Origin of the sequence: Agrobacterium tumefaciens (genome assembly GCF_031801495.1) — a bacterium.
Classification (GTDB): domain Bacteria; phylum Pseudomonadota; class Alphaproteobacteria; order Rhizobiales; family Rhizobiaceae; genus Agrobacterium; species Agrobacterium tumefaciens_K.
In genome coordinates, this window is the sequence record NZ_JAOEGC010000001.1 from 1,086,919 (window position 1) to 1,111,995 (window position 25,077).

Genomic DNA, 25,077 nt, shown 5'->3' on the forward strand with positions numbered 1-25,077 from the left:
ATGACGGATGTTTTAACCCTCAACGAAGTTCAGGCCGCGCGCCGCGCGAAACTGAGCCTCATTTCCACCAGCATTCGTTACGTGCTGCTGTTCGCTGTCGGTCTGGTGATGCTGTATCCGCTGATCTGGCTGGTGGGCGCGAGCTTCAAGACGAATTCCGAGATTTTCTCAGGGGCCGGTTTCATCCCTGAAAACCCGACGCTCGACGGCTATATCCGCGGTTGGGAAACGTCCACGCCCTATACGTTCGGCCGGTTCTTCTGGAATTCGTTCCTGATCATCCTGCCCAAGGTCATCGGTACGGCGATCTCCTGCACGATGGCGGCCTACGCCTTCGCGCGCTTCGATTTCCCGCTGAAGAAGATCCTGTTCGGATCGGTCATCGCCATCCTGCTGCTGCCGAATGTCGTGACCCGTATCCCTCAATATATCCTTTTCCGCGATCTCGGCTGGCTGGATAGCTTCCTGCCGCTGTGGGTGCCGTCTGCAATGGCGGGCGACGCGTTCTTCGTCTTCATGCTGGTGCAGTTCCTGCGTTCGCTTCCCTCCGATATGGAGGAGGCCGCCCGCGTGGATGGCGCCAACAGTCTGCAGACCCTCGTCTACATCGTCGTTCCGATGCTGGCTCCGGCTCTGATCTCGGTCTGCCTGTTCCAGTTCATGTGGACGATGAACGATTTCCTCGGACCGCTGATTTACCTGTCCTCGGTCGACAAATATCCGGTGAGCCTCGCGCTCAAACTCTCCATCGATACCACCGAAGCGTTCGAGTGGAACCGCATCCTTGCGATGTCGGTCCTGACGATCGCGCCTGCCTTGATCGTCTTCTTCGCAGCGCAACGGTATTTCATTGAAGGGATCTCGTCTGGCGGGGTCAAAGGCTGAAAATGGCACGTGTTCAACTCAAAAATCTCGAAAAAGTCTACGGCAACAGCTTCAAGGCCGTGCATGGCATCAACCTCGATGTCGAGGACGGTGAGTTCATGGTGTTCGTCGGTCCCTCCGGCTGCGCCAAGTCCACCACACTGCGCATGGTCGCAGGCCTCGAGGAGATCAGCGGCGGCGATATCATGATCGGTGACCAGCGGGTCAACGATCTGCCGCCTGGCAAGCGTTCAATTGCCATGGTGTTCCAGAACTATGCACTCTATCCGCACATGAAAGTGCGCGGCAATCTGGCGTTCGGCCTCAAGATAGCCGGTGTCGCCAAGCCTGATATCGAAAAGGCGATCGATAACGTCGCCCGCATCCTTGAAATCGAGCCATTGCTGGATCGTCTGCCGAAGCAGCTTTCCGGCGGGCAGGCGCAGCGCGTTGCGCTCGGCCGCGCACTCATCAAGAAGCCCGGTGTTTTCCTGTTCGACGAGCCGCTCTCCAATCTGGATGCCAAGCTTCGTGCCTCTATGCGCGTGCGCATCACCGATCTGCACCGGCAACTGAAGGCCGAGGGGCTTTCATCGACTGTGATCTATGTGACCCACGACCAGACCGAAGCCATGACCATGGGCGACCGCATATGCGTCATGCAGACCGGCCGCATCATGCAGGTGGCGACACCGAAAGAGCTTTATAATCACCCCGCCAATCTTTTTGTGGCCGGCTTCATCGGCAGCCCCGAGATGAACCTGGTCGATGTCGGGATTGAGGGTGCCGAATTCGTTATCGCCGGGCAGCGTCTGCCGATTGGCGATCATGTCGAAAAACGTCTTTCCCGCCGCCCGGCAGATGCCGTCATCGGCATTCGTCCTCAGCATTTTTCGCTCGCCGGTCAGGGCGATGGTCCCGCGCTGGAAGCCAAGCTGACCAATGCCGAATTCATGGGACACGAAGTTTATCTGCATGCCGATCTCGCCGGGCAAAAACTGGTGAGCGTTGTTGGTGCTGCGGAATACGACGCGCTTGGGTCCGACGGCGTTATCCGTCTGCGTCCTGATCCGGAGAAAGTGCACATTTTCGACAAGGCCGATGGCCGCAATGTCTCGCTCTGAGGAGGGCAGTTGCGTGTCTGATTTTTCGTGGAGGAGAATACGATGAAAATAGCAAGAACAATGGCAATGCTGGCTGGCGTCGCCTACGCGGCAATGGCGGTTTCTGCGCCACTCAACGCGGCGGAACTGCGCATGTCCTGGTGGGGTGGTGAAAGCCGTCACGTCGCCACCCAGAAAGCGATTGCCGCCTGCGGCGAGAAATACGGGCATACCGTCAAGGGGGAATTCACCGGCTTCGACGGTTATCTCGAGAAGCTGACCACGCAGATGGCGGGCAAGACGGAGGCCGATATCGTTCAGGTCAACTGGCCCTGGCTGCCGCTGTTCTCCAAGAGTGGCGAGGGGTTCGCGGACCTGCGGCAGCTGAAGCCTCTCAATCTCAGCCAGTGGACGGGCTCCGATCTGGAGGCCGGTGAGATGAACGGCGTTCTGCAGGGTCTGTCCGTCTCGACGACAGGCCGCGTCTTCTTCTTCAACGCGACGACGTTCGAGAAGGCCGGGGTCGAGATACCCAAGACCTGGGACGAGTTCTTCGACGCGACCAAGACCATCAAGGAAAAGCTTGGCAAGGATCATTACACCTTCAACGCGGTGAAGGAGACGGCCCAGCTTCTGGTGACGCTGGCCGTCGTTCAGAAAACTGGCAAGGATCTGGTCGATACGAAGACCAACCGAGTCGCATGGACGCCGGAAGAGCTGGCGGAAGGCATTTCCTTCCTCGGCAAGCTGGTCGAGACGGGTGCCATCCGCTCGCAGAAGGAAGAGGCCGCTGACGGTAACGTCAACCTGTTTGAAAAGCCCTCATGGTCGGAAGGCAAGATCGCCGGTTCCTACGAGTGGGATTCGACCTATTCGAAATATGCCGATCCGCTGAAGGATGGCCAGGTGCTGAAGCCGGTGACGATGCTGAAGCTGGCAGATGCCGTTACGGAAGGCGTTTATCGCAAGCCGTCCATGGTGTTCTCGATTTCAAAGAACTCGAAGAACCAGGAAGCGGCTGCACAGGTCGTCAACTGCCTGCTGAACGAACCTGAAGGCATTGACGCGCTAGGAACCTCGCGTGGTCTGCCGGCATCCAAGGCGGCAGCAGCGCGTCTGGGTGATAAGGGTGAGCCGGAAGTCCGTGCAGCCAACGCCATCGTCATGGCGGCCACTGGCCCGACCGTTTCGCCTTTCAACGAACATCCGGAAATCCGTTCGGCCTTCATCGATACGCTCGAGGAATACGCCTACGGCCAGATCGCGGCCGATGAGGCAGCCGAGCAGATCATCGATACGGTGAACGACGTTCTGGTGAAGTTCGACTGATACGCACCATACCCCGCCGCGGCTTGCTGCGGCGGGGAAGCATTCCCCGGAAAAGTGCGACGCGGTTTTTATCCGGGAATGCGCTGATACCCGGACCCGGATACGGGACAGAAACACGAGACAGGATCATGACCCGACCATTGATTGTCGCGCATTCGGCGCGAACGGCAGCGCTTTGCCTTGAGACATCAGGCGCACTTTATCACCTGCCATCGAAAGTCGCCTGGCGCCTGTCCGCGCCGGAAGTCGGCGTCGTCGTGCAGACCGGCGAGGCTGATACGGTCGTTACCCTGCTGCATGATCTTGTACCCGGCACCCGCTACCTGTTCGAGGCTGCCGGTTTCGAACCTGTCGAGTTCCATACTTTGCCCTGCACGGGGTTGGTGGAAGCCTTGGATTTCGGCCTTCAAGCCGATATCGCACTGGATGATCTCGTGGGTGCTCGTGCAAATGCGGAAGCACTTCGCAGGGCGATCGATGCGGTGCCGGAAGGCGGAACACTGCGTTTGGCTGCCGGTGAGTGGACCGCCTTTCCCGTCCGTCTGAAAAGCAACATGACCTTTCATCTGTCAGAAGACGCCGTACTTCGCGCGCCTTCCGTTCGCGATGGTTGGCCGGTCCTGCCTGCCCGTGACGAGAACGGCCGGATGCTTGGAAGCTGGGAAGGGCTTCCGGATGCCTGTTTTGAAGCCCCCGTTCACGCCATCGGTGCGCAACAGCTGATCATCGAAGGCAGAGGTGTTCTCGACGGTTCCGGCGACAGGGGCGACTGGTGGACATGGCCAAAGGAAACGCGTGATGGCGCACGTCGCCCGCGTGGCCTGCATCTCGTATCCTGCCGTAACGTCACTCTGCTGGGGTTCGGAATCCGCAACGCGCCGTCCTGGACGATCCATCCACAGGGCTGCAACGATCTCACTGCTGCCGGGCTTTCCATCATGGCGCCGCACGACAGCCCGAACACAGACGGCTTCAATCCCGAAAGCTGCCGTAACGTGACGATTACGGGCGTCCGGTTTTCGGTCGGCGACGACTGTATCGCCGTCAAGGCGGGTAAACGCGGCCCGAATGGCGAAGACGATCATCTGGCCGAAACGCGTGGCGTTCGTGTGACCCATTGCCTGATGGAGCGCGGTCACGGCGGCCTCGTGATCGGCTCGGAAATGTCCGGCGGCGTTCATGATGTATCGGTCGAGGATTGCGAAATGATCGGCACGGATCGCGGCCTGCGGCTCAAGACGCGGCGCGGGCGGGGCGGTTCCGTTACCAATATCGCCATGCGCCGGGTACTGCTGAATGGTGTGCAGACGGCGCTTTCGGCCAATGCCCATTATCATTGCGATGCCGATGGGCATGATGACTGGGTGCAATCCAGAGCGCCTGTAACGTTTGGCAAGGGTACGCCGGTTATCGATGGCATCATCATCGAAGATGTCGAAATCCGCGGGCTTGCGCATGCCGCCGGTGCGTTTCTCGGCCTTCCCGAGGCGCCGGTGCGAAATATCGAAATCCGCGGCTTGACCATCATGTCCCACGATCCTTCCGCCATCGCGACGCCACCGATCATGGCCGATCGGGTGAGGCCCATGCGTCACGAGACGATCGTGTCCGAGCAGGCGCAGATCCGCTGTGATGATCCCGCCCTGTTGAGCCGCGCTACCGTTTCCATCGCATCAGATATTGATTGAGAAATCCCATGAAAGCCACTGACTATTTTGAAGAATTTTCACGTCGATATGAGCACTACAAGGGCGGAAGCTGGTGTTATGAGGACGGGTGCGTCTATCGCGGTTTGCAGTTTCTTGGCGAAGCGACCGGCGACCGGCACTGGAATGATCACCTGCATCGTCTGGCGGATGCCCAGATCGCTGCCGATGGCACGCTCGCCGGTTACAGCCCGGAAGAGTACAACATCGACCACATTCTGGCCGGTCGTGTTCTTTTCCCTTTGGCGAAACAAACCGGCGACGGCCGATACCTCAAGGCTGCGGATCATCTCGCGGGGCAGCTCGCGACACACCCGCGTATTCCCTCTGGCAATTACTGGCACAAGAAGCGTTATCCGCATCAGGTCTGGCTGGACGGTCTTTATATGGGGTTGCCATTCCAGGTCGAATATGGACAGGTGACCGGCCGCCCGGAATTCATCGTCGATGCGTTGCAGCAACTATCGACGGCGCTGGCTTTGACGGCAAACCCCGGCGGGCTATTCGTCCATGGGTATGATGACAGCCGCGAGCAGCGCTGGGCCAATCCCGTCACCGGTCATTCGCCAGCGCTATGGGCGCGTGCCGTCGGTTGGCTTGCCATGGCGCTTGTAGATGTCATTGTGATCCTTCCCGACGATGTGGCAACTGCTTCGCTGCGCAAACGCGCCCGTGTGCTTCTGGGCGATGTGGTTACCCGACAGACGGAAAACGGTCTGTGGATGCAGGTGCTCGATGCGCCCGATCTTGTCGGCAATTACGAGGAAACATCGGCGTCGGCGATGTTTGCCTACGCGCTGTTGCGGGCGGTTCGCCTGAAACTGCTCGAAGGCGAAGAAGCAGGGGCTGCGCTCTCGGCAGGTCGCCGTGCGCTTGAAGCGCTTCTGCAAACGAAGCTCAAGCAGGATGGCGATGGACTGACGCGTCTCACAGGTATCGTGCATGTAGCGGGGCTTGGCGGTTTCGAGGGCAACTATCGCAGCGGCACACCGGAGTATTACCTGACGGAGCCGGTCGTGTCCGATGATGCAAAGGGCGTCGGGCCGTTGATGATGGCCTATGCCGAAAACCTGCGACTGGCGTAGCGGGTTGCGGTACGCTTTCTTTTGAGAACTGCGGAAGCTTGCCTCCGCAGTTCTTTTTGGACAGCTGTTTAAAACTTGCGGCTGATGGACAGCTTGAAATTGCGCCCCGGCATCGCCGAGATACCGTCGCTCAGATACGGCATGTAAAATTTGTCGAACATGTTGTCGATCGAGGCGTGCACCTCCGTTCCGGCAAACGTTCCTTCCTTCGGCGTCCAGTCGAGCGAGATGCCGTGCAGACCGTAACCGGAGCTGGGGCCACGGGTATAACCCATATTGTCCTGACGGGCGACGAACTGGCTGTTCCAGCTGAGCGCGAGATCCCAGTCAGGTATGATGATCTTTCCGGCGCACACATGCGCTTTTCGTTTGATCCCGCGTGGATCTGCCGCTCAAATACACAGCGAACCGGAATCTCCAACCCGCTGAACTGGAATCCCATGCCTATTCCCGACAATGCCTATACACGCCTTTCCGACCTCGAAGACATGGAGGCCGAGCTGACGGAAACGCGGCGTCATCTGCACTCCAATCCGGAACTGTCGTTCGAGGAGGCGGACACGGCCCGTTATGTCGCGGAAAAGCTGGAGGGCTGGGGATATGAGGTGACACGCAATGTCGGTGGTCATGGGGTGGTCGCCCGTCTCTCCGTTGGTGCCGGAGGAAAGGGTATCGCCATCCGCGCCGATATGGATGCGCTACCCATTCACGAGGAGACAGGACTGACCTATGCCAGCAACAGGCCCGGCGTTATGCATGCCTGCGGCCATGACGGGCATACGACGGTGCTGCTCGGTGCCGCGCAATATCTAGCCCGCACCCGCCGCTTCAACGGCACCGTGACATTGATTTTCCAGCCGGCTGAAGAGGCCGGAAATCCGAGCGGTGCACAGAAGATGATCGCTGATGGGCTGTTTGAGCGATTTCCTTTCGATGCTATTTTCGGCCTTCACAACCATCCTGGATTTCCCGAGGGCACCTTCCGCCTGCGCGCCGGCCCGCTGATGGCGTCGTCCGATACGGTTCGCATTACGATCCGCGGAAAAGGTGGGCATGCGTCGCGCCCGCATCTGGCGGTCGATCCGATCGTCGTTGCCTGCAATCTTGTGGTGGCGCTCCAGACCGTCGTGTCGCGCAACGTCGATCCGACACAGACCGCCGTCGTCACAGTCGGCACCATCCATGCGGGTGAGGCGGTCAATGTCATTCCCGAATATGCAAAACTCGGGCTGAGCGTCCGCTCGTTCAACGCTGATGTCCGCAGTCTTCTCGAGGAGCGTATTACAGGCCTTACGCGTTCGGTTGCCGAGGCCTATGGCGCATCCGTCGAGATCGACTATGAGCGCGGTTATCCCGTCGTGGTCAACTCGGAAGCGGAGACGGCCTTCGCGCGCACCGTGGCGGAGGAACTGGTCGGCGCAGACCGGGTGGCGACGTGCGATCTCATTCCCGGCAGTGAGGATTTTGCCTATTTCCTCGAGCGCAAGCCGGGCAGCTTTCTCCGGCTGGGTAACGGGGCAAGTTCGGCGATGCTGCATAGTCCGAGATATGATTTCGCCGATGAAAACCTGACGGTTGGCGCGGCGATGTGGGCGCGCCTGGTAGAGCGTTATCTCGATAGTGACGCCATATGAGGGCGTCACCACACTTTGGGCGTTGCGTGTGCGAACGTTCTTCATGTCCTTGCGCGGATCCGGCCGATCGTCCCCATTGGTGATCAAACTCGCGACCGCTGACCGCATCTCTCGGTAATGGTGGATTTCAAGACGGGTTTCTGAGTATAAAAATCTTCTCGCGGGGGTGAGGGAAAATGCCGGTTGACGTTACACGCTTCTACAGTCTGCTAGCCCAGTTTCAGGATGCTGCGGTGGAGCCTGAGCGCTGGCCTCTTCTTGTGGATCAGATCGCTGCGGCGAGCGGTGCGGGTGGTGTCAATATTATGGCACCTTCAAGCAGCGGTTCCGTGGGAGGTGTTCTTTTTACGGACAGTCTCGCTTCGATCATGGACGGCTACCTGCGAGAGGGATGGGATACGCGCGACCATAGGGCAAAGTTCATCCCGTTGATGAAGCGCAACGGTGTTGTGTTTGAAACGGATTTCACCCGTAAAGAAGAGCTCGTCGAACTCGACTATTATAAATTCATGGCGAAGTATGGCTTTCAGCACACGGCCGTCGTCAATTTCTCGTCCGGCGCCGATGATCTGTTTTTTGTTCTTCAGCGTCAAATCGGTGAAGGCGGCTTCGAGAACGAAGATCGCGCACATCTTTCCGCTCTGAGGGCTCATCTTCAGATGTCGTCCCGGATCATGGCCCTTTTTTCAATGGGCGACGTGGCGGGGCGCTTAACCGCTTTCGAGCGGGCAAATGTTGCGTGTGTCATCTTCGACAACCGGGGTTACGTCGTCGCGACAAATCAGAAGGCTGATGCGCTGCTTTCCGGCGATGTGCGCATATTACAGAAGAAAATAAGGGCGTTCTGGCCGCGAGAAACGGCAACGTTCGAAAAGATGTTACGTAAGGTTACCCTGTCCGAGAACGGAGCCTGTGGGGAAATCGTTACGTTAAGTCGGAGTGATAAAAGGCCGCTGTTGGCGCGTATCGAGCGAATTGGTCCGAATTTGCGGGATGTTTTCGCCAAATCCTACGTCATGGTGCTGTTCGAAGACGTCAATGACCCGCGGTTCATTTCCTATGAGGTGCTTCGGCGTATGTTTGGACTGACGCCGTCTGAATACAGGATCGCTTTGCTTCTCAACGATGGCGCTGATGTTAGGACGATAGCGGAGCAATCAGGCATTCATTACGAAACTGCCCGAACGCACATACGATCCATTCTCAGGAAAACGGGAACGGACAGACAGGCAGAACTCTGCCTGCTGCTGGCAAGCATTCGTCTGGGATAAGCGCTCCGCGTTCGCCTTGTGATTGGTCGACCTTGCGCGGGTTGTTTTCCAGACAGTTGGCGAGCCTCTCAGCCGCAGGAGGCTGCGGCCTGATTTTTGGCGTCGCGCAACAGCTTTTCGAGTTCTTGTTTGTATGCGCTCAATCCCGGATCGCCGAGGCACGGATTCACGAGTTTGATGCTTTCGGTATAAAGAGTGATGCCTGCTTTTGCCGTTGCGCATATACCTGTCGCGTTTTGCGCGCGGTTTGCAAAAGGCTGGATTTTTTGACTCATGTAGGCGTCTGAGCAGATGTCCTTGCTGAACGCTGATTGTCCGCTCACCATGACAACTACAAACATCACGACGCTGGCCTGCGCGAGCTTGCTAAATTTCATACGTGTCATCTCCGGTATTTTGGATCGTGTCATTTGAAGCGGGTGCACGGAAGAAATCAGACTTATGCACCTGCCACATCCTCCAATTGGAGTGGCTGCGCGTTCGGAGCCCAAGGCTCTGCGTGTACTCCAGCAGGAGTATGACTTTGTTTTCCGGGAATGATGTTGTCTGTGGTGTCGCGCGCACATGAGCAGGGGACGGTGCCAGATGCTTCGCGACGTTATCAATGATCCAGCGAGAGGCTAGAATGAACTGGCGTATTATTTCTCTGATTTTACTTTCGTCACTGTGGTTGGCTCCCGTTGCAGATAAAGCCGAAGCACGATGCGAACTTGCTCCGAACGGCGGTGGTCGCTCCTCTTCATGCGGTGGCGGATCCACGCAACGCAGTTCGTCAGGTGCAAATGCAGCCGCATTGCTGGGGCTTGGAATTGCGATCCTGGATGCTCTGCCCGAACCTGAGGAAAGGCCTATTGAACGCGTGCGCCCTCGAGATTCGGATAATATAGACCGCATGAGCCGCGCCTTCGGTCGCGCCGGTGCCATAGCGTCTGCGGCCAATGATCCCAGCCCCAGGCCGGCGGCGACGCGGCCTGTTTCCAATAAGCCAGCAACCAGCGGCAATCGTGCTCCCTATGCCAATGACGCCTGTGTGAAATTCAACCAACGCAGCCGGGGCAAAATCGACTGGGACTACGTAGACCTGACCAACACCTGCAATATCCCGATTCAGGTTTTGACGTGTTACTACCTGAATGGGGAGGAAAGCCTTTGCAATCAGCGCTCGCGCTGGGGGGTGTCGGATACCATACAGCCACGGGCGAAATCCGTCGGCGTATCGTCGACCAGGACCTTTCCCTTCAAGGTACGGTATTTCGTATGTGACATGAGCGGGGTTACGAAGCACAGCAAACTGTGCCTGCTGCCAAAGTTGCCCAAGGCGTAACAGCGCACCTGGTGGTTCCAGATTTCCGGAACCGCTACGACCATAAATTTCGCTGTGTCGTCTGTGGTCGTGTTTCAGAATCTGGCCGCGATACGCCCAAGGATTCCAGTCGATGGGAGGTCCACGGGAAGACAATGTGGAAGCCGACGCGGTGGAAGCGGCAGCCTCGACACGCCCGTCCATGGATTGCAGAAACGCCATCATTTCGGTTGATGACATGAAGAAGCGCCGGATTGTCCGGCGCTTCTTCAACTGCGATCACGCTGCGGCCTGCGCAGCGTTTTCCAGCAGCCATCGCGCGCTCTCGGTGTCGGTCACGAGGACCGTTGCCAGACCGGCAGACAGGGCCGCCCGCAGCGTATTGTGCTTGTGAGGCCCGCCGGAGGTGATGATGCGGCAGGGAATACGCCGGTACTCTTCCAGATCGAGTGCGATGACCCGTTCGTTCATGTCATGCGCCACCGGGCGTCCGCTGCGGTCAAGATAATGACCGATGATATCGCCGACTGCGCCGGACGCCAGCAACTCATTAATGACCTGCCGCGATGGCAGGCCGTAGCGGACCTGTAGCGATTCCTGTGTCAGGTCACCGACGCTGAGGCACGATACCTCGACGCCTGCCGCTTCCTGCAGCAGCGTGCGGAAAGCGGGTTGCTCCATGATGATGTCGCGGGAGGCGGCGCTATCGACGTAAATCGGGGCGGCGAGATAGTGGCATTCCGCGCCCAGCACCTTGGCGAAACGTCGCACGATCTCGAACGTGTTTATTTCCGAACCGCGGGTCAGTCCGCCCATCATAGAGCGCACCTTGATGTCCGGCGCATTGGCGGGCGTCATGTGCTCCACCGTTTCGCGCAGCGTCGTACCCCAGCCGACACCGAGCGATGCAGGCTTTCGGACCTGAAGAAACCTGTCGAGATAGGCGGCGGTGGTGCGGCCGATGACGTTCTGCAACTGCGTGATATCGGTGGGCGTCATGACGACGGCGGCTTCTTCCAGCCCGAAGACGTCGCACAGGCGCGATTCCAGCTCGACATTCTCTGCGAGCGGAGAGGCGAAGCTGATCCGCACGACGCCCTCATCCAGCGCCATCGCCAGCAGTTCGTTCACGCGACGGCGCGTCAGATGCATGCGTTCAGCGATCTGTGCCTGTGTCAGTCCCTCGACGTGATAGAGCCACGCCGCCTTCACCATCATGTCCCGGTTGTCCAAACGATCCCCCGTATCAATTGTCACATGTGCGTAACATTTGTAACTTAATCAATGGCCGTAGAGGGAAGCGCCGTCAAGTCCGTTCGTTACGGATTGATGCGGCGCTTTCCAGATCATCGATGCGTATCAGTGTGGCCACCCGATAAAACGACCATGAACCTCGTAGTCCTCGATTGTGACAGTGTTCTCATCGCGGGTGATTTTTCGGTTCGGCAACCTGTTCGTGTATGAAGAAAGCCCTTCGCGGTTGTCGCGACGGGTCGTCATCAAAGGTTCACCGGGCTGTAAAAAGCTCTTCATCGAAACGGTGCAGAAGCGGGTTCTCCCGTTTCGCGTCCTCGTCGTCTGTCGTCTCTCGAAGGAGAAATCCCGATGCTTTCCATCAATCGCCGTCACGCTCTCGGGCTGATGGGTGCCGCCGCCGGTTCGCTTATCCTGCCCCGCATGTCGTTGAGCCAGGGCCAGCGCCCGTCAATCACGATTGCGGTGCAGAAGATCACCAACAACAATACGCTTGATGTCTGGTATGAACAGTCCAACGTCGGCGAACGTGTTTTCTATCCCAACCTGTGGGAAGGTCTGATCCTGCGTGACTGGATGGGCAATCAGGGTCCGGTTGCCGGCCTTGCGACAGAATGGAAGCGCATAGACGACAAGACGCTGGAACTCAAGCTGCGCCAAGGCGTCAAGTTCCACAACGGCGACGAGCTGACGGCTGAAGACGTCGTTTTCTCATTCTCCAAGGAGCGGGTTTTCGGCAATACCGAGCCGAAGGGCGGCAAGACCGTTTTCGAAGCGGATAATAAGCCGTCGACTGTCAAGGAACTGCCTGCCACTGTTCCGGGCGCCGGTCGCCGTCTGTGGCCGGCCCTTGCCGGTGTCGAGGCCGTCGACAAGTATACCGTCCGTTTCCACAACGCCACGCCGGATGTGACGCTGGAAGGCCGCCTCTATTCCGGCGGCAGCCAGATCGCCAACCGCCGCGCCTGGGATGAAGCCCCGTCCTACGCCGACTGGGCGCGTAAGCCTGTCACGACCGGTCCTTACATGGTTGGCGAATACAAGCCGGACGTTTCTCTCACGCTCGTCGCTTTCGATGAATATTGGGGTGGCCGTCCGCCGCTTCAGGAAATCCGTTTCGTAGAGGTTCCGGAAGTCGCGTCGCGCGTCAACGGTCTGCTCTCGGGCGAATACGATTTCGCCTGCGATCTGCCGCCGGACCAGATCGCCACGGTTGCCGCGGCTCCGGGCCTCGAAGTCCAGAACTCGGTGATCTGGAACCACCGTATTTCGGTCTTCAACACCCAGAACCCGATCCTTGCCAACCCGCTGGTGCGTCGCGCCATGACCCACTCGATCGACCGTCAGGCGATCGTCGAGGCGCTTTGGGGCGGTCAGACGGTCATTCCGGCCGGTCTGCAGTTCGACTCCTACAGCGCGACGGACATGTTCATCGATGGCTGGAAGGCGCCTGAGTACAATCCGGAACTGGCGCAGCAGCTTCTCAAGGAAGCCGGTTACAAGGGCGATGCGATCCCTTACCGCCTGCTCAACAACTACTACACCAACCAGACTGCCAATGCGCAGATCATGGTCGAGATGTGGAAGCAGGTCGGCCTCAACGTCGAAATCGAAATGAAGGAAAACTGGGCGCAGATCCACGATCCGCAGGGCGTCAAGGGCGTGCGCGACTGGTCGGCCGGTAACTCCATCAACGATCCGATCACGCCAATGGTCACGCAGTTCGGCCCGAACGGCGAAGTCCAGCAGAAGAAGGACTGGTCCAACGAAGAGGTCAACAAGCTCTCCGTCCTGATGGAAACCTCGACAGATCACGACCAGCGCAAGAAGGCATTCGCCCGCATGCTCGAGATCTGCGAGCGCGAAGACCCGGTTTATCAGGTTCTGCACCAGAACGCCGTCTTCACCGGCATGAAGAAGTCCCTGAACTGGAAGGCGGCTCCTGCCTTCGCCATGGATTTCCGCTCCAACAACTGGTCCACCTGACCGACCTGAAGAAGCCGGTCGCCTGAACGGGGCGACCGGCATTTTTCTTGCGGCCGTCGAGGCTGCACATCTGTCCATTCCAATTTCAAGAAGGTGAGCGCGATGGGACCCAATCTCGTGGAGTTGCGTAACCTCAAGGTTTCTTTCGACGGCGTTCAGGTGCTGCATGGCATCGATCTCGACGTGAAGCGCGGTGAGGCCATCGGGCTGGTCGGTGAATCCGGCTGCGGCAAGTCCGTCACCTGGCTGGCCGCGCTCGGTCTTCTGCCCGGCAAGGCGCAAGTCTCTGGCTCCGTACGGATCGAAGGCCGCGAGCTGGTCGGGCAGCCGCGTGCCGCGCTGGAAGCCGTACGCGGCGGCAGGATCGCCATGATCTTTCAGGACCCGTCTTCGTCGCTCAATCCCGTCATCCGTATCGGCCGCCAGATCACCGAGGCGCTATCGCTGCATCGTGGCCTGAGAGGGGAAGTGCTGAAAGCAGAGGCGCTGAGATTGCTGGACATGGTCGGGATTCCAGATGCCCGCCGTCGCTTCGATCTCTTTCCCCATGAGTTTTCCGGTGGCCAGTGTCAGCGTCTGATGATCGCCATGGCGCTCGCCGGTGAGCCTGACCTGCTGATCGCCGATGAGCCGACAACGGCGCTCGACGCCACCATTCAGGCCCAGATTCTCGATCTTCTCATGGAGCTGCGCCGCGAAACCGGTATGGCGACCGTATTCATCAGTCACGATCTCGGTGCCGTTGCGCAGGTCTGCGAACGCGCGCTGGTCATGTATGCGGGCCGGGTGGTTGAGCAGGGCGAAATCGATGCCCTGTTCGACAATCCGCGTCATCCCTATACCCGTGGTCTTTTCGATGCATTGCCGAGCCTCGATGGAGAGCGCAGGCGGCTCGTTCCCATTCCCGGCACGGTGCCGGATCCGCGCCATCTGCCGCAAGGCTGCGCATTTTCCCCCCGATGTTCGCATGTCGTGGACGCCTGTCTTAACACTAGGCCGGACCTTTCGGAGGCGGCTGAGGGTCGCCGTATTGCCTGTCTTCGTCCGCTGGGCATGTCTTCGCAGGCGGGCCGGCAGCGCGTTCTTGAGGGAGCATACTGAGATGGCTCACCTCATCGAAGCAAGAAATCTGGTCCGCACCTATCAGGTAAGGCGCGGCGTGTTTGGCAAGCAGACGCCTGTGCGTGCCGTTGACGGCGTGTCGCTGTCCGTCCGTCCGGGTGAAACGCTCGGCATCGTCGGTGAAAGCGGTTCTGGCAAATCGACGCTCGGGCGCATGCTGCTCGGCATCGATGCACCGCAGGGCGGCGACGTGATTTTCGACGGCCAGCCGATGCCGGATTTCGCAACGCCGGAATGGCGCAAGCTGCGGGCAAAAATGCAGCTCGTCTATCAGGATCCGCTGGCGGCTCTGGATCGCCGCCTGACGATCGCTGCCCAGATCGGCGAGCCGCTCGAAATCCATGCGCTTCTGCCGAAGGAGCATATGGCGTCCCGCGTTTCGGAGCTGATGAGCGCCGTTGGCCTACGTCCCGATCAGGCCGGGCGTTACCCGCATGAACTTTCCGGTGGCCAGCGCCAGCGCGCCGTCATTGCCCGTGCGCTTGCGTCGCGTCCGAAACTGCTCGTCTGTGACGAACCTGTCTCGGCACTCGATGTTTCGATTCAGGCGCAGGTCGTCAACATGCTGCGCGACCTTCAGGAGCAGAACGACATTTCGATGGTGTTCATCAGCCACGACCTGAAAGTGGTGCGCAACATCGCCGACCGCGTAGCCGTGATGTATCTCGGGCGTATCGTCGAGGAGGCGTCTTCTGACGTGATCTTCAGAACTCCGCAGCATCCCTATACCAAGGCGCTCGTTTCCAGCGTGCCGGTACCCGGCAGATCGCTGGAGGGCCGCCTCATCCTGCAGGGCGAACCGCCGAACCCGGCGAACAGGCCGTCCGGCTGCGCTTTCCATCCCCGCTGTCCGATGGCGTCGGAACTGTGCCGTACCACGGTCCCGGAGTTGCGCTCCGTCGCAGCGGGACGGACGGCGGCATGCCATCTGGTGCCAGCGCTCGCCGCTGCGGCTTAAGGAAATAAACGATGATCCGTTTCGTTCTCATCCGCCTGCTGCGGGCGCTCGTCACCATTCTGGCCGTCATCACCTTCGCTTTCGTCGTCCTGCGCATGTCCGGCGATCCCGCGCAGGTGATGCTTGGGCCAGACGTGCCGGAGGAATCGCTGCGCGCGTTCCGCGCCACCTGGGGGCTCGATCAGCCGCTCTGGGTGCAATATCTCGCCTACATGAAATCGATCTTCACCGGCGATTTCGGTGTTTCGATGCGTGACAAGGCGTCTGCCATCCAGCTCGTCATCGAACGGATCCCGGCAACCCTGCAACTCACCATTCCGGCTCTGCTGTTGAAGCTCGTCATCGGTATTCCGGCGGGTGTCTATGCCGCCCTGCATCGCCAGAGCGTCATAGACCGGGGTGTTATTTTCGGGGCGATCCTGGGGTTCACCATCCCGTCCTTCGTCATGGGGCTTCTGCTGGTGCTGATCTTCTCGATCACCCTCGGCATGCTTCCATCCGGTGGACAGGACACCTGGCAGCACGGCATCCTTCCGACGCTTACGATGAGCATCGGCGGTATCGGCATTCTCGCCCGTTTCTCACGCTCGGCGATGATCGAGGTCATGGGCCAGCCGTTCATCCGCACCGCATCCGCCAAGGGGCTGAAGTGGAACGATGTGGTCTGGAGCCACGCGCTCCCCAATGCAGCGGTGCCGATCGTCACCATCGTCGGCTTCATGGTCGGTTCGCTGATCGCCGGTGCCGTGGTGGTGGAATCGATCTTTTCGTGGCCGGGCATCGGTCGCCTGCTGGTTGTGTCCGTCACCAACCGCGATCTGGCCGTGGTGCAGTGCATCTTGCTGGTCATCGCCGCCGCCATGGTCATTTCCAATCTCATCGTCGACCTGCTTTACGGCTGGCTCGATCCCCGGCTGCGCAGCCAGTCTGCCCATTGAGGAGAGCGCGCATGACGATTGCAGAAACCTCCATATCCGCAAAGCCGCAAGATCACGTTCTCTTCCGTCTCGGCAAGGGGTTGCGCAGGCTGCCGTTCTCCGTCGGCTACGGCATGTTCTGGCTGGCCGCGATGGTGCTGGTTGCCATCTTCGCGGATCATATCCGACCCTATGGCATCACCGCCATGGATCTGCGCGCCCGCCTTGCCCTGCCGGGTTCCTTTCCGCACCTGCTCGGTACGGATGAGCTTGGCCGCGATGTGCTTTCGCGCCTCATCCAGTCGATCCGCGTCTCGCTTGTCATCGCCTTCGGCGCGACGATCATTTCCGCGGTCTTCGGAACGACGCTCGGTTTTCTCGCCGCAAAGTTTCGTGGCTGGGTGGAGCATCTGGTGCTGGTGCTGGCGGATTTTCAGGCCGCGCTGCCGTTCCTCATCATGTCGCTTGCCGTGCTGGCGTTCTTCGGCTCCTCCATGCCGCTCCTGATCTGCCTCATGGGCTTTTACGGCTGGGAGCGTTACGCCCGCATTGCCCGCGGACTTGCCATTTCCGCCAGCGCGCAGGGTTATGCTTCGGCCGTCGTCCAGCTCGGTGCCACACCTTCGCGGGTCTACCTCAAGCATATCCTGCCTAATGTCGCCTCGACGCTGATCGTTTCCATGACGCTGACATTCCCGGAAATCATCCTGATGGAAAGCGGCCTGTCCTTCCTCGGTCTTGGTGTGCAGCCGCCGGAAACCAGTCTCGGCAATATGGTCGGCTTCGGCCGCGAATACCTGACCCGCGCCCCATGGATCATGCTTGCCCCGGCCTTCGTCATCATGATGACCACGCTTTCCATCTCGCTTGTCGGTGACTGGCTGCGAGACAAGCTCGACCCCACACTTCGCTGACTTGAACCCAATCAGGAAACGACCATGACCAAGATCACCGGCCATCGCGGCGCCCGTAACCTCTGGCCTGAAAACGGCCTCACGGGCTTCCGTAACGTCATCGCGCTTGACGTCGACGCCATTGAATTCGACGTGCATCTGACCGATCAAGGCGAGCTGATCGTCATTCATGACGCGACGCTCGATCGCACCACGGAAGGACAAGGGCCGGTCCGCCTCCTGACGCCGGAAACGCGCAGGACGACGAAGCTGATCGGTTGCGATGATGTGGTCCCGACGCTGTCCGAGGTCCTGGAAGTGCTTGCGCCTTCGGGCAAGGACCTGCACGTCGAGATCAAGGTGGACGAGAACGGCAAGCCCTATCCGGAAATCGCCGCGCGCGTTGCCGCGGAAGTCGCCCGTTTCGATATCGCGGACCGCTGCCATCTGACCTCGTTCAATACGACGATCCTTGAGGATTGCCGGCGGGAGGCACCGGAAATCGCCCGTCTCGTTTCCGTCAATCGGGACGGGGCCGAGCGTCAGGGTGGTCTTTCCGCATTTATCGACAAGGTGGACAGCCTCATCGATATCGTCGCCATCAATCATGTCCTGATGGGCGAGGAGTGGGAGACGATCACCGCGAAACTGCCCCTCTCGCGTCTCTGCGTCTGGACGCTTAACGACGAGCATCTCATCCGTCATTGGCTGGAACGGGGCATCGGTCATCTGACCAGCGACAGCCCGGATCTTGTGCTGCGTTTGCGCGCGGCCCTTCACGAAACTGCATGAACCATCTGGAGAAAATGAAGATGAGCAATCTGATTGGCACCGGCTTCAATGCCGGATCGGACGACGGTGAGCTGGCAACGCTCGAAAGCGATCTTCGGGCGCTTGCGGATATCGGGTGCGATACCGTGGAAATCGGCATCACCAGCCTAGATATCGTGGCGGGCGGCCGCATCATCGAGGAGCGCGCCGAGCGTTTCGTGAACCTCGTGAAGCAGTTCGATTTCCGTTACACCGTGCACGGTCTCGTTTCGTCCAACTTCATGGACCCGGTGACCTGCCGTTATCAGATCGATGCCGCCAAGGCGCTCGCCGTTCTCTGCGATCGTATCGGTGCCGGGATCCTCGTCCAGCACGGCGGCGCGTTGCGTCCCGACCAGATCGCCGAGCGGGCCGATGCCGACAACCGCGAGCGTGATGCGCTGCTGGAACTTGCCGAATTCTGCAAAGGTTACGGCGTTCGCGTGGCTTTGGAAAACATCTTCTCTACACAGCCGGGGCAATATCGCCAGACACCCGCGGAAGTGGCTGAAACCGTCAAGGCGGTCAACCACCCGAACCTTGTGGCGCTGATCGATTTCAGTCACGCCTACATCGAATCCACCTATCGCGGGCTGGATTTCCGCGAGCAGCTTCGCGCGATGGCGCCGGTTGCCGGACACCTGCACGTCCACGATTCATTCGGTCGTCCGCAGGGCTTCTATCAGGCCTATCACCTGCAGGAGAATACCGCGCTCGGCATCGGCGATCTGCACATGCCGCTTGGCTGGGGTGATATCGACTGGGACGGCATTTTCGCCGAACTGACCTTCCTGCCGGATACGGTGCTGATGATGGAAGTTGGCCGTCGTTACCGCGCCGAGCAGCCGCAGAGCCTTGAACACGCGCGCAGGCTGATGGCGCTCAACACCGGCAACGCGGCCATCGCTGCCGAATAATCCTGTTTTAAACCCCTCCGGCTTTTGCATGAGCCGGAGGGGAGAACGCCATCACACGGGCAGCGACTTGACCGCCACAGAGCCGCCCTCGCGTGAACTTTTCAGTGCCGCCACGCCGCACAGGACCGACATGGCGCCAGCGCGTGAGCCTGCCCTCTGTCGCAGGCGGTCATTCGAGCCGGGCTTGAAGATCATGTCGCGCATGCGGTTGTCGCCGCCATAGTGGCCACCGGGTTCGTGCGGCACCCAGATGCGTTCCACGCCGCCGCCGAAACTCTTGACCACCAGGATTTCGTCGGCCGGCGGTTCCGTCCATGGCTGCTTTTCATACTGCCGCATTTCGATACGGCCCTTGTGGCCATTGAAGGCGATATGGTGGCCCTCTATCGGCATATAGGTGTTGAGCGAATAGGACACCTGGACGCCACTGGCGTAGCGGATCGAGGCGCTCATCGTATCCGGAATGTCGATGTCCTCGCGGAAGACACAGGCGTCGCGCACATAACCGTCCACCTCCGAAGGCTCCTCATAAAGCGTGTCCAGGAACGCATCGGCCGAGAGGTCCATGAAATAGTCGCACTCGTTCTTGTGTTGACACATGCGACAGCGTTCACCCCGAAACGGGCCGTTTTTGCCGTAATGAAGCAACTGCCCGAAACCCTTCACCTCAACAGGATCGGAATCAAGATACCAGTTGAGGAGGTCGAAGTGATGGGTGGCCTTGTGCACGAAGAGGCTTCCCGAATGTTCGGTGAAGGCGTGCCAGCGGCGGAAGTAGTCCGCACCGTGCTGGTTGTCGAGATACCAGTGGAAGTCGACGGAGGTGACGGTTCCGATGGCTCCTTCATCGATAAGCTCCTTGATGCGCGCCGCGGTGGGGGAAAAACGATAGTTGAACGATACATCCACACGGCGGCCGCTTCTGGCCTCCGCCGCACGGATACGGTCGATCTTCTCGGGCGTTGTGGTCATCGGTTTTTCACTGATGACGTCAGCACCTGCTTCCAGTGCCCGGATGATGATGTCGTCATGCGTGTCGTCGGGTGTGCAGACGATTACCAGATCGGGTTTCAGTTCGGCCATCATCCGGTCGAAGTCGTCGTAAAGCGGCGCGGCCGATCCCATCATCGCTCGCGCCCGTTCGGCGCGCATTAGGTTCAGGTCGCAGATGCCGACCAGTTCGACATAATCGCTCCAGCCGGCCAGAAGCTCGCGCCCCCACATGGTCGTGCCGCGATTGCCGGTTCCGACCAGTGCGTAGCGTTTGCGTTTAACCTTGTCTGGCATGATCTCTCTCCCGAAAAACAATCAACAAACGGTCTTGAAACGTTCAACGCAGGTGGCCAGTACCTCGTCCATCGGGCGTGCCTGCCAGCGGTGCGAGAATATTTCCACCTCCTGCGGGCCGAAGAAACCGGCGGCCTCGATCATGGCGCGAAAGGCCTTGAGGTCAATGACGCCATCGCCCATCATGCCGCGGTCGTTCAACGGGTCGGTGGTCGGCACCAGCCAGTCGCAGATGTGGTGCGCGAGGATCTGCCCGTTGCGCCCGGCGCGCGCCACCTGTTCCTCAAGCTCCGGATCCCACCAGACGTGGTAGACGTCGATGGCAACACCGGTTCCCGCACCCAGCTTGTCGCACAGGTCGAGCGATTGCTTCAATGTGTTGAAGCAGGCGCGCTCAGCGGCATAAAACGGATGCAGCGGCTCGATGGCCAGTGGCACACCCGCAGAGCGCGCATATGGAAGAAGTTCAGCCATGCCATCTTCCACCATCTGCCGCGCGCCCTTTATGTCCCGGGAGCCAGCAGGCAGGCCGCCGACAACCAGCACAAGGCAATCGGCCTTCATGGCTGCCGCTTCATCGACGGCGCGTCTATTATCCTCTATGGCGCGGCGACGGCCTTCCTCATCGGGGGCGGGGAAGAAGCCACCGCGGCAATGGCCGCTCAGACGAAGACCGTTCTGCTCCACGATGCGCGCGGCTTCAGGCAACCCGACGCCGTGAACATGTTCGCGCCAGGGTGAAATGGTGGTGATGCCGTGCGCGAGGCACGCATCCACGATGGCGCCGAAGGAACCGCCCTGCCGGACGGTGGCGAAATTGATCGAAAGGCCTTCAAGGCTCATGCGGCATCCTCCGTTTGTTCCTGCAGTGTCGCGAACGTGGCACGGGCGGCGTTCTCCTCAACGCCAAGTCCCGATGTCCGCAATGTCGTGTCGAGCGCAATCACACCGTTGCGAATGGTGAGCCGCGGACGTCCCTGTGCCTCATGATAGAGATCGCCATGTCCGGTCAGCCATGCGCGCCCCTCAGCGGGTGACGCGCCCTGCATGCCATCGACGTAATGATGGCCGTTGCGTTCGATGTGTTGCAGCCCGATGATGGAAGCCAGCGCCAGATCCTGCTGAAGCGCGATCCCCGCCTGCGTAGTCAGGTCTTCCGCTGACATGAAGAAGTCGCTTGCCGTTTCCGCTTTCCATGCTTCGACCCGCATGCGGTTGAGAAGCGAGCGGTAAAATCCCTTGCAGGATTTCGAGGACACGCCGCGATATCCCTGCCGCCGGGCTTCGAGAAAGGCATCTGGCGTTCCGTCGGACTCGTCGATTTCGACCGCTATACGACCGGCGAGCTTTTCGACGGAGGTGGACAGCGCGGTGGCGCGCGCGAAGGGCTGCTCCACGAACAGCAGCGATTGTCGCAGCCGTGAAAGCGCAGGTTCGGCCTCCATGCGGTCGAGGAGGTCGATCATCGCCGCCTCGCTTTCGAACTGCTCGTTGCCATCGAGCGTGGCCTTATAGTCGGGCAGGCGGTCGAGAACCCTGGCAATCGCTTTCAGTCGCTCGGCATCGTCCGTCGGCCTGCCGGAGACCTTCAGCTTGAAAAAGCGTGGGCCGTAGGCGAGGATTTCATCCTCAAGGCATTCGGGCAGGCCGTCATTGCGGCGCGGCGTCTTCACCTCGTCCCGCGTCAGCGCATCGATGTAGCCGACAGTGTGACGCAGCATGATGGCGGGCTGCGGGGTAAGCCGCGAAAGAAACCCGCCCAGATCGAACCCGGCGAGATCGGGCGTGGTGGTGGAATCGATGCCGGGAAGATTGGCACGGATCGCATCGGCCACCGGAAGATCATTAAGCCGGCAGAGCCCGTCGAGGATCGCCCGATCCACGAGCGCCAGCCCGAAGGAGGCAATCAGCCCGTTCAGGCCGTTTGCTGTCGCATCGCGGTGCTGTTGCGGTTCGAGCGATGCATGTATGCCGAAAGCGCTCGCAGCCGGAGCCGCAAGCGCCAGTGAAACGGCGATCTGTAAGGAAAGGCGCAGCTGCGCCTCGTTGTCTGCGTTGCTCAGCGCCGGGTTCTTGTCGAACCACTTCGGCACCATCAGTTCGGCGGCATATCCCTCCGTCGTCCGACCGGACTGGTCCTCGATCACCAGCCGAAGAAAGATTTGCCGTGCTTCCGTCACCGTTGCCGCTCCGAAGCGGAACGGCATGCGCATGGAAACGCCGCGCTCGAAGACGGAGGCGTCGGCGACCCTTATCTGTGTTGCTCCAGCCATTTCAATGGACACCTCTCAACGCAAGGAAAGTCTTCATGCGATGGGTGGCGGCATCCGGGTCGGCCAGCACATTGGCCTTGTCCGCCAGACGGAAAAGTTCCGCGAAGTGCTGTGTCGAGCGGGTGCTTTCCTGTCCGCCGACCATCGTGAAGTGGTCCTGCAATCCGTTGAGATAGGCAAGAAACACGACGCCTGTTTTGTAGAACCGGGTCGGCACCTTGAAGATGTGGCGGGAAAGCGCGACCGTCGGCTCCAGAATGTCGAAGAACTCGTTATCCGCGCCGCGTTTCAGGCTGGCCATCGCCTTGGAAGCCGCCGGTGCAATCGCATCGAAAATGCCGAGCAGCGCATCCGAGTGACCTTTCTCATCACCGGCGATCAGTTCGGCATAGTTGAAGTCATCGCCCGTATACATGCGCACGCCGGATGGCAGGCGCCTGCGCATGACGATTTCCTTCTCCTTCGACAGTAGCGAAATCTTGATGCCGTCGATCTTGTCTGCATTTTCGTCGATCATGGTGAGGCAGGTATCCATTGCCGTCATGTGATCGCCGGATCCCCAATAGCCCTCAAGCGCCGGGTCGAACATTTCACCCAGCCAGTGGATGACCACCTTGTTGTCGGCCTTGGCCAGAACGCGGGAATAGGTTTCCAGATAATCGGCTGCTGAACGGGCTGCCGCGGCCAGCGCACGGCTTGCCATCAGGATGACGCGCCCGCCTTGCCCCTGCACGAAATCGAGTTGCTCCAGATAGGCATCGACGATCTGGTTCAGATCGTAGCCGGTGCCTGTCAGATGGTCGGTGCCGACCCCGCAGGCGATCAGCGCATCCTTGCGGGTGGCGGCTTCCTTCAGGGCGCGAGAAATCAGGTCCTGCGCCTGCGGCCAGCCGAGGCCCATGCCACGCTGGGCGGTGTCCATTGCTTCGGCGACACCCAGGCCGAGATCCCAAAGCCGGTGGCGGAACCGCAGCGTAGCCTCCCAGTCGATGGCCGGTGTCAGCCACGGATCATTATCGGCAAAGGGATCCGCTACCACATGCGCAGCAGCGAAGACGACACGGTTGAAATCGGCCGCACTGCGTTTTTCAAGCGCGATTGGCGTGCCGGAGAGTTTGTAGAGTTCGATCGAGCGATCGTCTTTCGGAAGCCGGAGTTCGGTCATGTCCGATCTCCTCAGCCGATTTCCGGAACGTCGAGCCAGCGGCGTTCCTTCCATGACTTGATGCCGAGTTCGGCAAGCTGCACGCCCTTGACGCCTTCCATCAGCCCATAAGGCCAAGGCTCGTTGTCGACGATGTGGCGAATGAACATTTCCCACTGAGCCTTGAAGCCGTTGTCGTAAACCACATTGTCCGGCACTTCCTGCCATGTCTTGTAGAAGTCGATGGTCTGCGGCTGGTCGGGGTTCCATACCGGTTTCGGCGTATTGGTGCGGTGCTGTGTGTAGCATTTGGTCAGACCCGCGACTGCCGAGCCATGCGTGCCGTCCACCTGGAAGGTCACGAGATCGTCGCGGCGCACGCGCACCGCCCATGACGAATTGATGTGGGCGATCACGCCGCCTTCCAGTTCGAAGGTGGCATAGGCCGCATCGTCGGCGTCGGCCTCATAGGGACGACCCTGCTCATCGAAACGCTGTGGAATATGTGTTGCGCCGAGGCAGCTGACGGACTGGACCTTGCCGAAAAGATTGTCGAGCACGTAGCGCCAGTGGCACAGCATATCAAGAATGATGCCGCCGCCATCCTTCAGGCGATAGTTCCACGAGGGCCGCTGCGCGGGCTGCCAGTCGCCTTCGAACACCCAGTAACCGAATTCGCCGCGCACGGAGAGGATCTTGCCGAAGAAGCCGCTGTCACGCAGCATGGCCAGCTTGCGAAGACCGGGGAGGAACAGCTTGTCCTGCACCACGCCATGCTTGATGCCAGCGCTTTCGGCAAGTTTGGCAATTGCGATCGCCTCTTCCATTGTGTCGGAGATCGGCTTCTCGCAATAGACGTTCTTGCCGGCCTTGATCGCCTTTTCCAGTAGACTGCCGCGCATCTGGGTGGTTCCGGCGTCGAAAAACAGCGTATCGTCAGGATTTGCGAGCGCTGCGTCGAAGTCTGTCGTCCAGCGGGCGATGTTGTGCCGTTTGGCGATCTCTTCGATCTTTTCGGCGTTGCGTCCGACAAGGATCGGGTCGAGCATGACTTTCTCGCCGCTCTTCAGGGTTACGCCGCCCTGGTCGCGAATGGCCAGAACCGAACGCACGAGATGCTGATTATAGCCCATGCGGCCTGTGATGCCGTGCATGATGACGCCGATACGCTTCATGAATTTTCCTCCCAGGATCAGCCGTCTCCCGTCGGCCGCGGTTTTT

At 59.8% G+C, this 25,077-nt stretch carries 23 protein-coding genes; 15 read left to right on the forward strand and 8 right to left on the reverse strand.

Features of this window, described 5'->3' with window-relative positions; all coding sequences use genetic code 11:
• From N7578_RS05010 to N7578_RS05030, 5 genes are all read left to right on the forward strand, one after another.
• Complete coding sequence (locus N7578_RS05010; protein WP_311109197.1) at window positions 1-885, forward strand: carbohydrate ABC transporter permease; 885 nt, start codon at window positions 1-3, stop codon at window positions 883-885.
• Window positions 886-887: 2 nt separating this feature from the next.
• The gene (locus N7578_RS05015; RefSeq protein ID WP_311109198.1) at window positions 888-1,988 is read left to right on the forward strand and encodes a sn-glycerol-3-phosphate ABC transporter ATP-binding protein UgpC; all 1,101 of its coding nucleotides are present in this window, start codon (window positions 888-890) and stop codon (window positions 1,986-1,988) included.
• A 42-nt stretch (window positions 1,989-2,030) separates the two neighbouring features.
• Complete coding sequence (locus tag N7578_RS05020; RefSeq protein ID WP_311109199.1) at window positions 2,031-3,296, forward strand: ABC transporter substrate-binding protein; 1,266 nt, start codon at window positions 2,031-2,033, stop codon at window positions 3,294-3,296.
• 128 nt (window positions 3,297-3,424) lie between these two features.
• Window positions 3,425-4,984 (forward strand): glycoside hydrolase family 28 protein, encoded by a 1,560-nt coding sequence (locus N7578_RS05025; protein WP_311109200.1) that lies wholly within the window; start codon window positions 3,425-3,427, stop codon window positions 4,982-4,984.
• Window positions 4,985-4,992: 8 nt separating this feature from the next.
• Window positions 4,993-6,087 carry a glycoside hydrolase family 88 protein gene (locus N7578_RS05030; RefSeq protein WP_311109201.1) on the forward strand — a complete coding sequence of 365 codons (1,095 nt, stop codon included), beginning with the start codon at window positions 4,993-4,995 and terminating at the stop codon, window positions 6,085-6,087.
• Between the two features lie 68 nt (window positions 6,088-6,155).
• Here the strand turns inward: N7578_RS05030 and N7578_RS05035 are convergent, their stop codons facing one another.
• Window positions 6,156-6,443, reverse strand: coding sequence for a hypothetical protein (locus N7578_RS05035; protein WP_311109202.1), 288 nt, complete (start codon window positions 6,441-6,443; stop codon window positions 6,156-6,158).
• 84 nt (window positions 6,444-6,527) lie between these two features.
• Between N7578_RS05035 and N7578_RS05040 the strand changes: the two genes are divergently transcribed.
• Window positions 6,528-7,721 (forward strand): M20 aminoacylase family protein, encoded by a 1,194-nt coding sequence (locus N7578_RS05040; protein ID WP_311109203.1) that lies wholly within the window; start codon window positions 6,528-6,530, stop codon window positions 7,719-7,721.
• Between the two features lie 176 nt (window positions 7,722-7,897).
• Window positions 7,898-8,992, forward strand: a complete 1,095-nt coding sequence (locus N7578_RS05045) for a helix-turn-helix transcriptional regulator (protein WP_311109204.1) — start codon at window positions 7,898-7,900, stop codon at window positions 8,990-8,992.
• Between the two features lie 68 nt (window positions 8,993-9,060).
• On the opposite strand, the gene N7578_RS05050 is transcribed toward N7578_RS05045, so the two are convergent.
• Window positions 9,061-9,369, reverse strand: a complete 309-nt coding sequence (locus N7578_RS05050) for a hypothetical protein (RefSeq protein ID WP_311109205.1) — start codon at window positions 9,367-9,369, stop codon at window positions 9,061-9,063.
• Window positions 9,370-9,617: 248 nt separating this feature from the next.
• Between N7578_RS05050 and N7578_RS05055 the strand changes: the two genes are divergently transcribed.
• The gene (locus N7578_RS05055) at window positions 9,618-10,316 is read left to right on the forward strand and encodes a hypothetical protein (protein WP_311109206.1); all 699 of its coding nucleotides are present in this window, start codon (window positions 9,618-9,620) and stop codon (window positions 10,314-10,316) included.
• 258 nt (window positions 10,317-10,574) lie between these two features.
• On the opposite strand, the gene N7578_RS05060 is transcribed toward N7578_RS05055, so the two are convergent.
• Window positions 10,575-11,528 carry a sugar-binding transcriptional regulator gene (locus tag N7578_RS05060; protein ID WP_311109207.1) on the reverse strand — a complete coding sequence of 318 codons (954 nt, stop codon included), beginning with the start codon at window positions 11,526-11,528 and terminating at the stop codon, window positions 10,575-10,577.
• A gap of 372 nt (window positions 11,529-11,900) precedes the next feature.
• On the opposite strand from N7578_RS05060, the gene N7578_RS05065 reads away from it, so the two are divergent.
• The 7 genes from N7578_RS05065 (at window position 11,901) to N7578_RS05095 (ending at window position 19,152) form a co-directional block, all read left to right on the forward strand.
• Entirely contained in the window at window positions 11,901-13,535 is a 1,635-nt protein-coding gene (locus N7578_RS05065; protein WP_311109208.1) for an ABC transporter substrate-binding protein, read from the forward strand.
• Between the two features lie 93 nt (window positions 13,536-13,628).
• On the forward strand, window positions 13,629-14,636 hold the full coding sequence (locus N7578_RS05070) for an ABC transporter ATP-binding protein (RefSeq protein ID WP_311109209.1): 1,008 nt from the start codon (window positions 13,629-13,631) through the stop codon (window positions 14,634-14,636).
• Window position 14,637: 1 nt separating this feature from the next.
• Window positions 14,638-15,615, forward strand: coding sequence for an ABC transporter ATP-binding protein (locus N7578_RS05075; RefSeq protein WP_311109210.1), 978 nt, complete (start codon window positions 14,638-14,640; stop codon window positions 15,613-15,615).
• An 11-nt stretch (window positions 15,616-15,626) separates the two neighbouring features.
• On the forward strand, window positions 15,627-16,553 hold the full coding sequence (locus N7578_RS05080; RefSeq protein ID WP_311109211.1) for an ABC transporter permease: 927 nt from the start codon (window positions 15,627-15,629) through the stop codon (window positions 16,551-16,553).
• A gap of 11 nt (window positions 16,554-16,564) precedes the next feature.
• Entirely contained in the window at window positions 16,565-17,446 is an 882-nt protein-coding gene (locus N7578_RS05085) for an ABC transporter permease (protein WP_311109212.1), read from the forward strand.
• A 24-nt stretch (window positions 17,447-17,470) separates the two neighbouring features.
• Complete coding sequence (locus tag N7578_RS05090) at window positions 17,471-18,217, forward strand: glycerophosphodiester phosphodiesterase family protein (protein ID WP_311109213.1); 747 nt, start codon at window positions 17,471-17,473, stop codon at window positions 18,215-18,217.
• A gap of 20 nt (window positions 18,218-18,237) precedes the next feature.
• Window positions 18,238-19,152: a TIM barrel protein gene (locus N7578_RS05095; RefSeq protein WP_311109214.1), complete on the forward strand. Its 915-nt coding sequence runs from the start codon at window positions 18,238-18,240 to the stop codon at window positions 19,150-19,152.
• 51 nt (window positions 19,153-19,203) lie between these two features.
• Here N7578_RS05095 and N7578_RS05100 read toward each other — a convergent pair whose 3' ends face one another.
• From N7578_RS05100 to N7578_RS05120, 5 genes are read right to left on the reverse strand one after another with little or no spacing between them, the layout of a single operon-like run.
• Window positions 19,204-20,439: a Gfo/Idh/MocA family oxidoreductase gene (locus N7578_RS05100; RefSeq protein ID WP_311109215.1), complete on the reverse strand. Its 1,236-nt coding sequence runs from the start codon at window positions 20,437-20,439 to the stop codon at window positions 19,204-19,206.
• 21 nt (window positions 20,440-20,460) lie between these two features.
• Entirely contained in the window at window positions 20,461-21,282 is an 822-nt protein-coding gene (locus tag N7578_RS05105) for a sugar phosphate isomerase/epimerase family protein (protein WP_311109216.1), read from the reverse strand.
• The gene (locus tag N7578_RS05110; protein ID WP_311109217.1) at window positions 21,279-22,712 is read right to left on the reverse strand and encodes a mandelate racemase; all 1,434 of its coding nucleotides are present in this window, start codon (window positions 22,710-22,712) and stop codon (window positions 21,279-21,281) included. The genes N7578_RS05105 and N7578_RS05110 overlap by 4 nt, the downstream gene beginning before the upstream one ends.
• A 1-nt stretch (window position 22,713) precedes the next feature.
• Entirely contained in the window at window positions 22,714-23,877 is a 1,164-nt protein-coding gene (locus tag N7578_RS05115) for a dihydrodipicolinate synthase family protein (RefSeq protein ID WP_311109218.1), read from the reverse strand.
• An 11-nt stretch (window positions 23,878-23,888) separates the two neighbouring features.
• Complete coding sequence (locus tag N7578_RS05120) at window positions 23,889-25,031, reverse strand: Gfo/Idh/MocA family oxidoreductase (protein ID WP_311109219.1); 1,143 nt, start codon at window positions 25,029-25,031, stop codon at window positions 23,889-23,891.
• Window positions 25,032-25,077 lie beyond the last annotated feature (46 nt).

Excerpts from the sequence above, each read along its gene's own strand:
- N7578_RS05120 (WP_311109219.1), bottom strand. The coding sequence starts at position 25,031 with ATGAAGCGTATCGGCGTCATCATGCACGGCATCACAGGCCGCATGGGC.
- N7578_RS05025 (WP_311109200.1), top strand. The coding sequence starts at position 3,425 with ATGACCCGACCATTGATTGTCGCGCATTCGGCGCGAACGGCAGCGCTT.
- N7578_RS05080 (WP_311109211.1), top strand. The coding sequence starts at position 15,627 with ATGATCCGTTTCGTTCTCATCCGCCTGCTGCGGGCGCTCGTCACCATT.
- N7578_RS05075 (WP_311109210.1), top strand. The coding sequence starts at position 14,638 with ATGGCTCACCTCATCGAAGCAAGAAATCTGGTCCGCACCTATCAGGTA.
- N7578_RS05085 (WP_311109212.1), top strand. The coding sequence starts at position 16,565 with ATGACGATTGCAGAAACCTCCATATCCGCAAAGCCGCAAGATCACGTT.
- N7578_RS05100 (WP_311109215.1), bottom strand. The coding sequence starts at position 20,439 with ATGCCAGACAAGGTTAAACGCAAACGCTACGCACTGGTCGGAACCGGC.
- N7578_RS05040 (WP_311109203.1), top strand. The coding sequence starts at position 6,528 with ATGCCTATTCCCGACAATGCCTATACACGCCTTTCCGACCTCGAAGAC.
- N7578_RS05105 (WP_311109216.1), bottom strand. The coding sequence starts at position 21,282 with ATGAGCCTTGAAGGCCTTTCGATCAATTTCGCCACCGTCCGGCAGGGC.
- N7578_RS05045 (WP_311109204.1), top strand. The coding sequence starts at position 7,898 with ATGCCGGTTGACGTTACACGCTTCTACAGTCTGCTAGCCCAGTTTCAG.
- N7578_RS05055 (WP_311109206.1), top strand. The coding sequence starts at position 9,618 with ATGAACTGGCGTATTATTTCTCTGATTTTACTTTCGTCACTGTGGTTG.
- N7578_RS05030 (WP_311109201.1), top strand. The coding sequence starts at position 4,993 with ATGAAAGCCACTGACTATTTTGAAGAATTTTCACGTCGATATGAGCAC.
- N7578_RS05090 (WP_311109213.1), top strand. The coding sequence starts at position 17,471 with ATGACCAAGATCACCGGCCATCGCGGCGCCCGTAACCTCTGGCCTGAA.
- N7578_RS05065 (WP_311109208.1), top strand. The coding sequence starts at position 11,901 with ATGCTTTCCATCAATCGCCGTCACGCTCTCGGGCTGATGGGTGCCGCC.
- N7578_RS05050 (WP_311109205.1), bottom strand. The coding sequence starts at position 9,369 with ATGAAATTTAGCAAGCTCGCGCAGGCCAGCGTCGTGATGTTTGTAGTT.
- N7578_RS05115 (WP_311109218.1), bottom strand. The coding sequence starts at position 23,877 with ATGACCGAACTCCGGCTTCCGAAAGACGATCGCTCGATCGAACTCTAC.
- N7578_RS05015 (WP_311109198.1), top strand. The coding sequence starts at position 888 with ATGGCACGTGTTCAACTCAAAAATCTCGAAAAAGTCTACGGCAACAGC.
- N7578_RS05095 (WP_311109214.1), top strand. The coding sequence starts at position 18,238 with ATGAGCAATCTGATTGGCACCGGCTTCAATGCCGGATCGGACGACGGT.
- N7578_RS05110 (WP_311109217.1), bottom strand. The coding sequence starts at position 22,712 with ATGGCTGGAGCAACACAGATAAGGGTCGCCGACGCCTCCGTCTTCGAG.
- N7578_RS05020 (WP_311109199.1), top strand. The coding sequence starts at position 2,031 with ATGAAAATAGCAAGAACAATGGCAATGCTGGCTGGCGTCGCCTACGCG.
- N7578_RS05010 (WP_311109197.1), top strand. The coding sequence starts at position 1 with ATGACGGATGTTTTAACCCTCAACGAAGTTCAGGCCGCGCGCCGCGCG.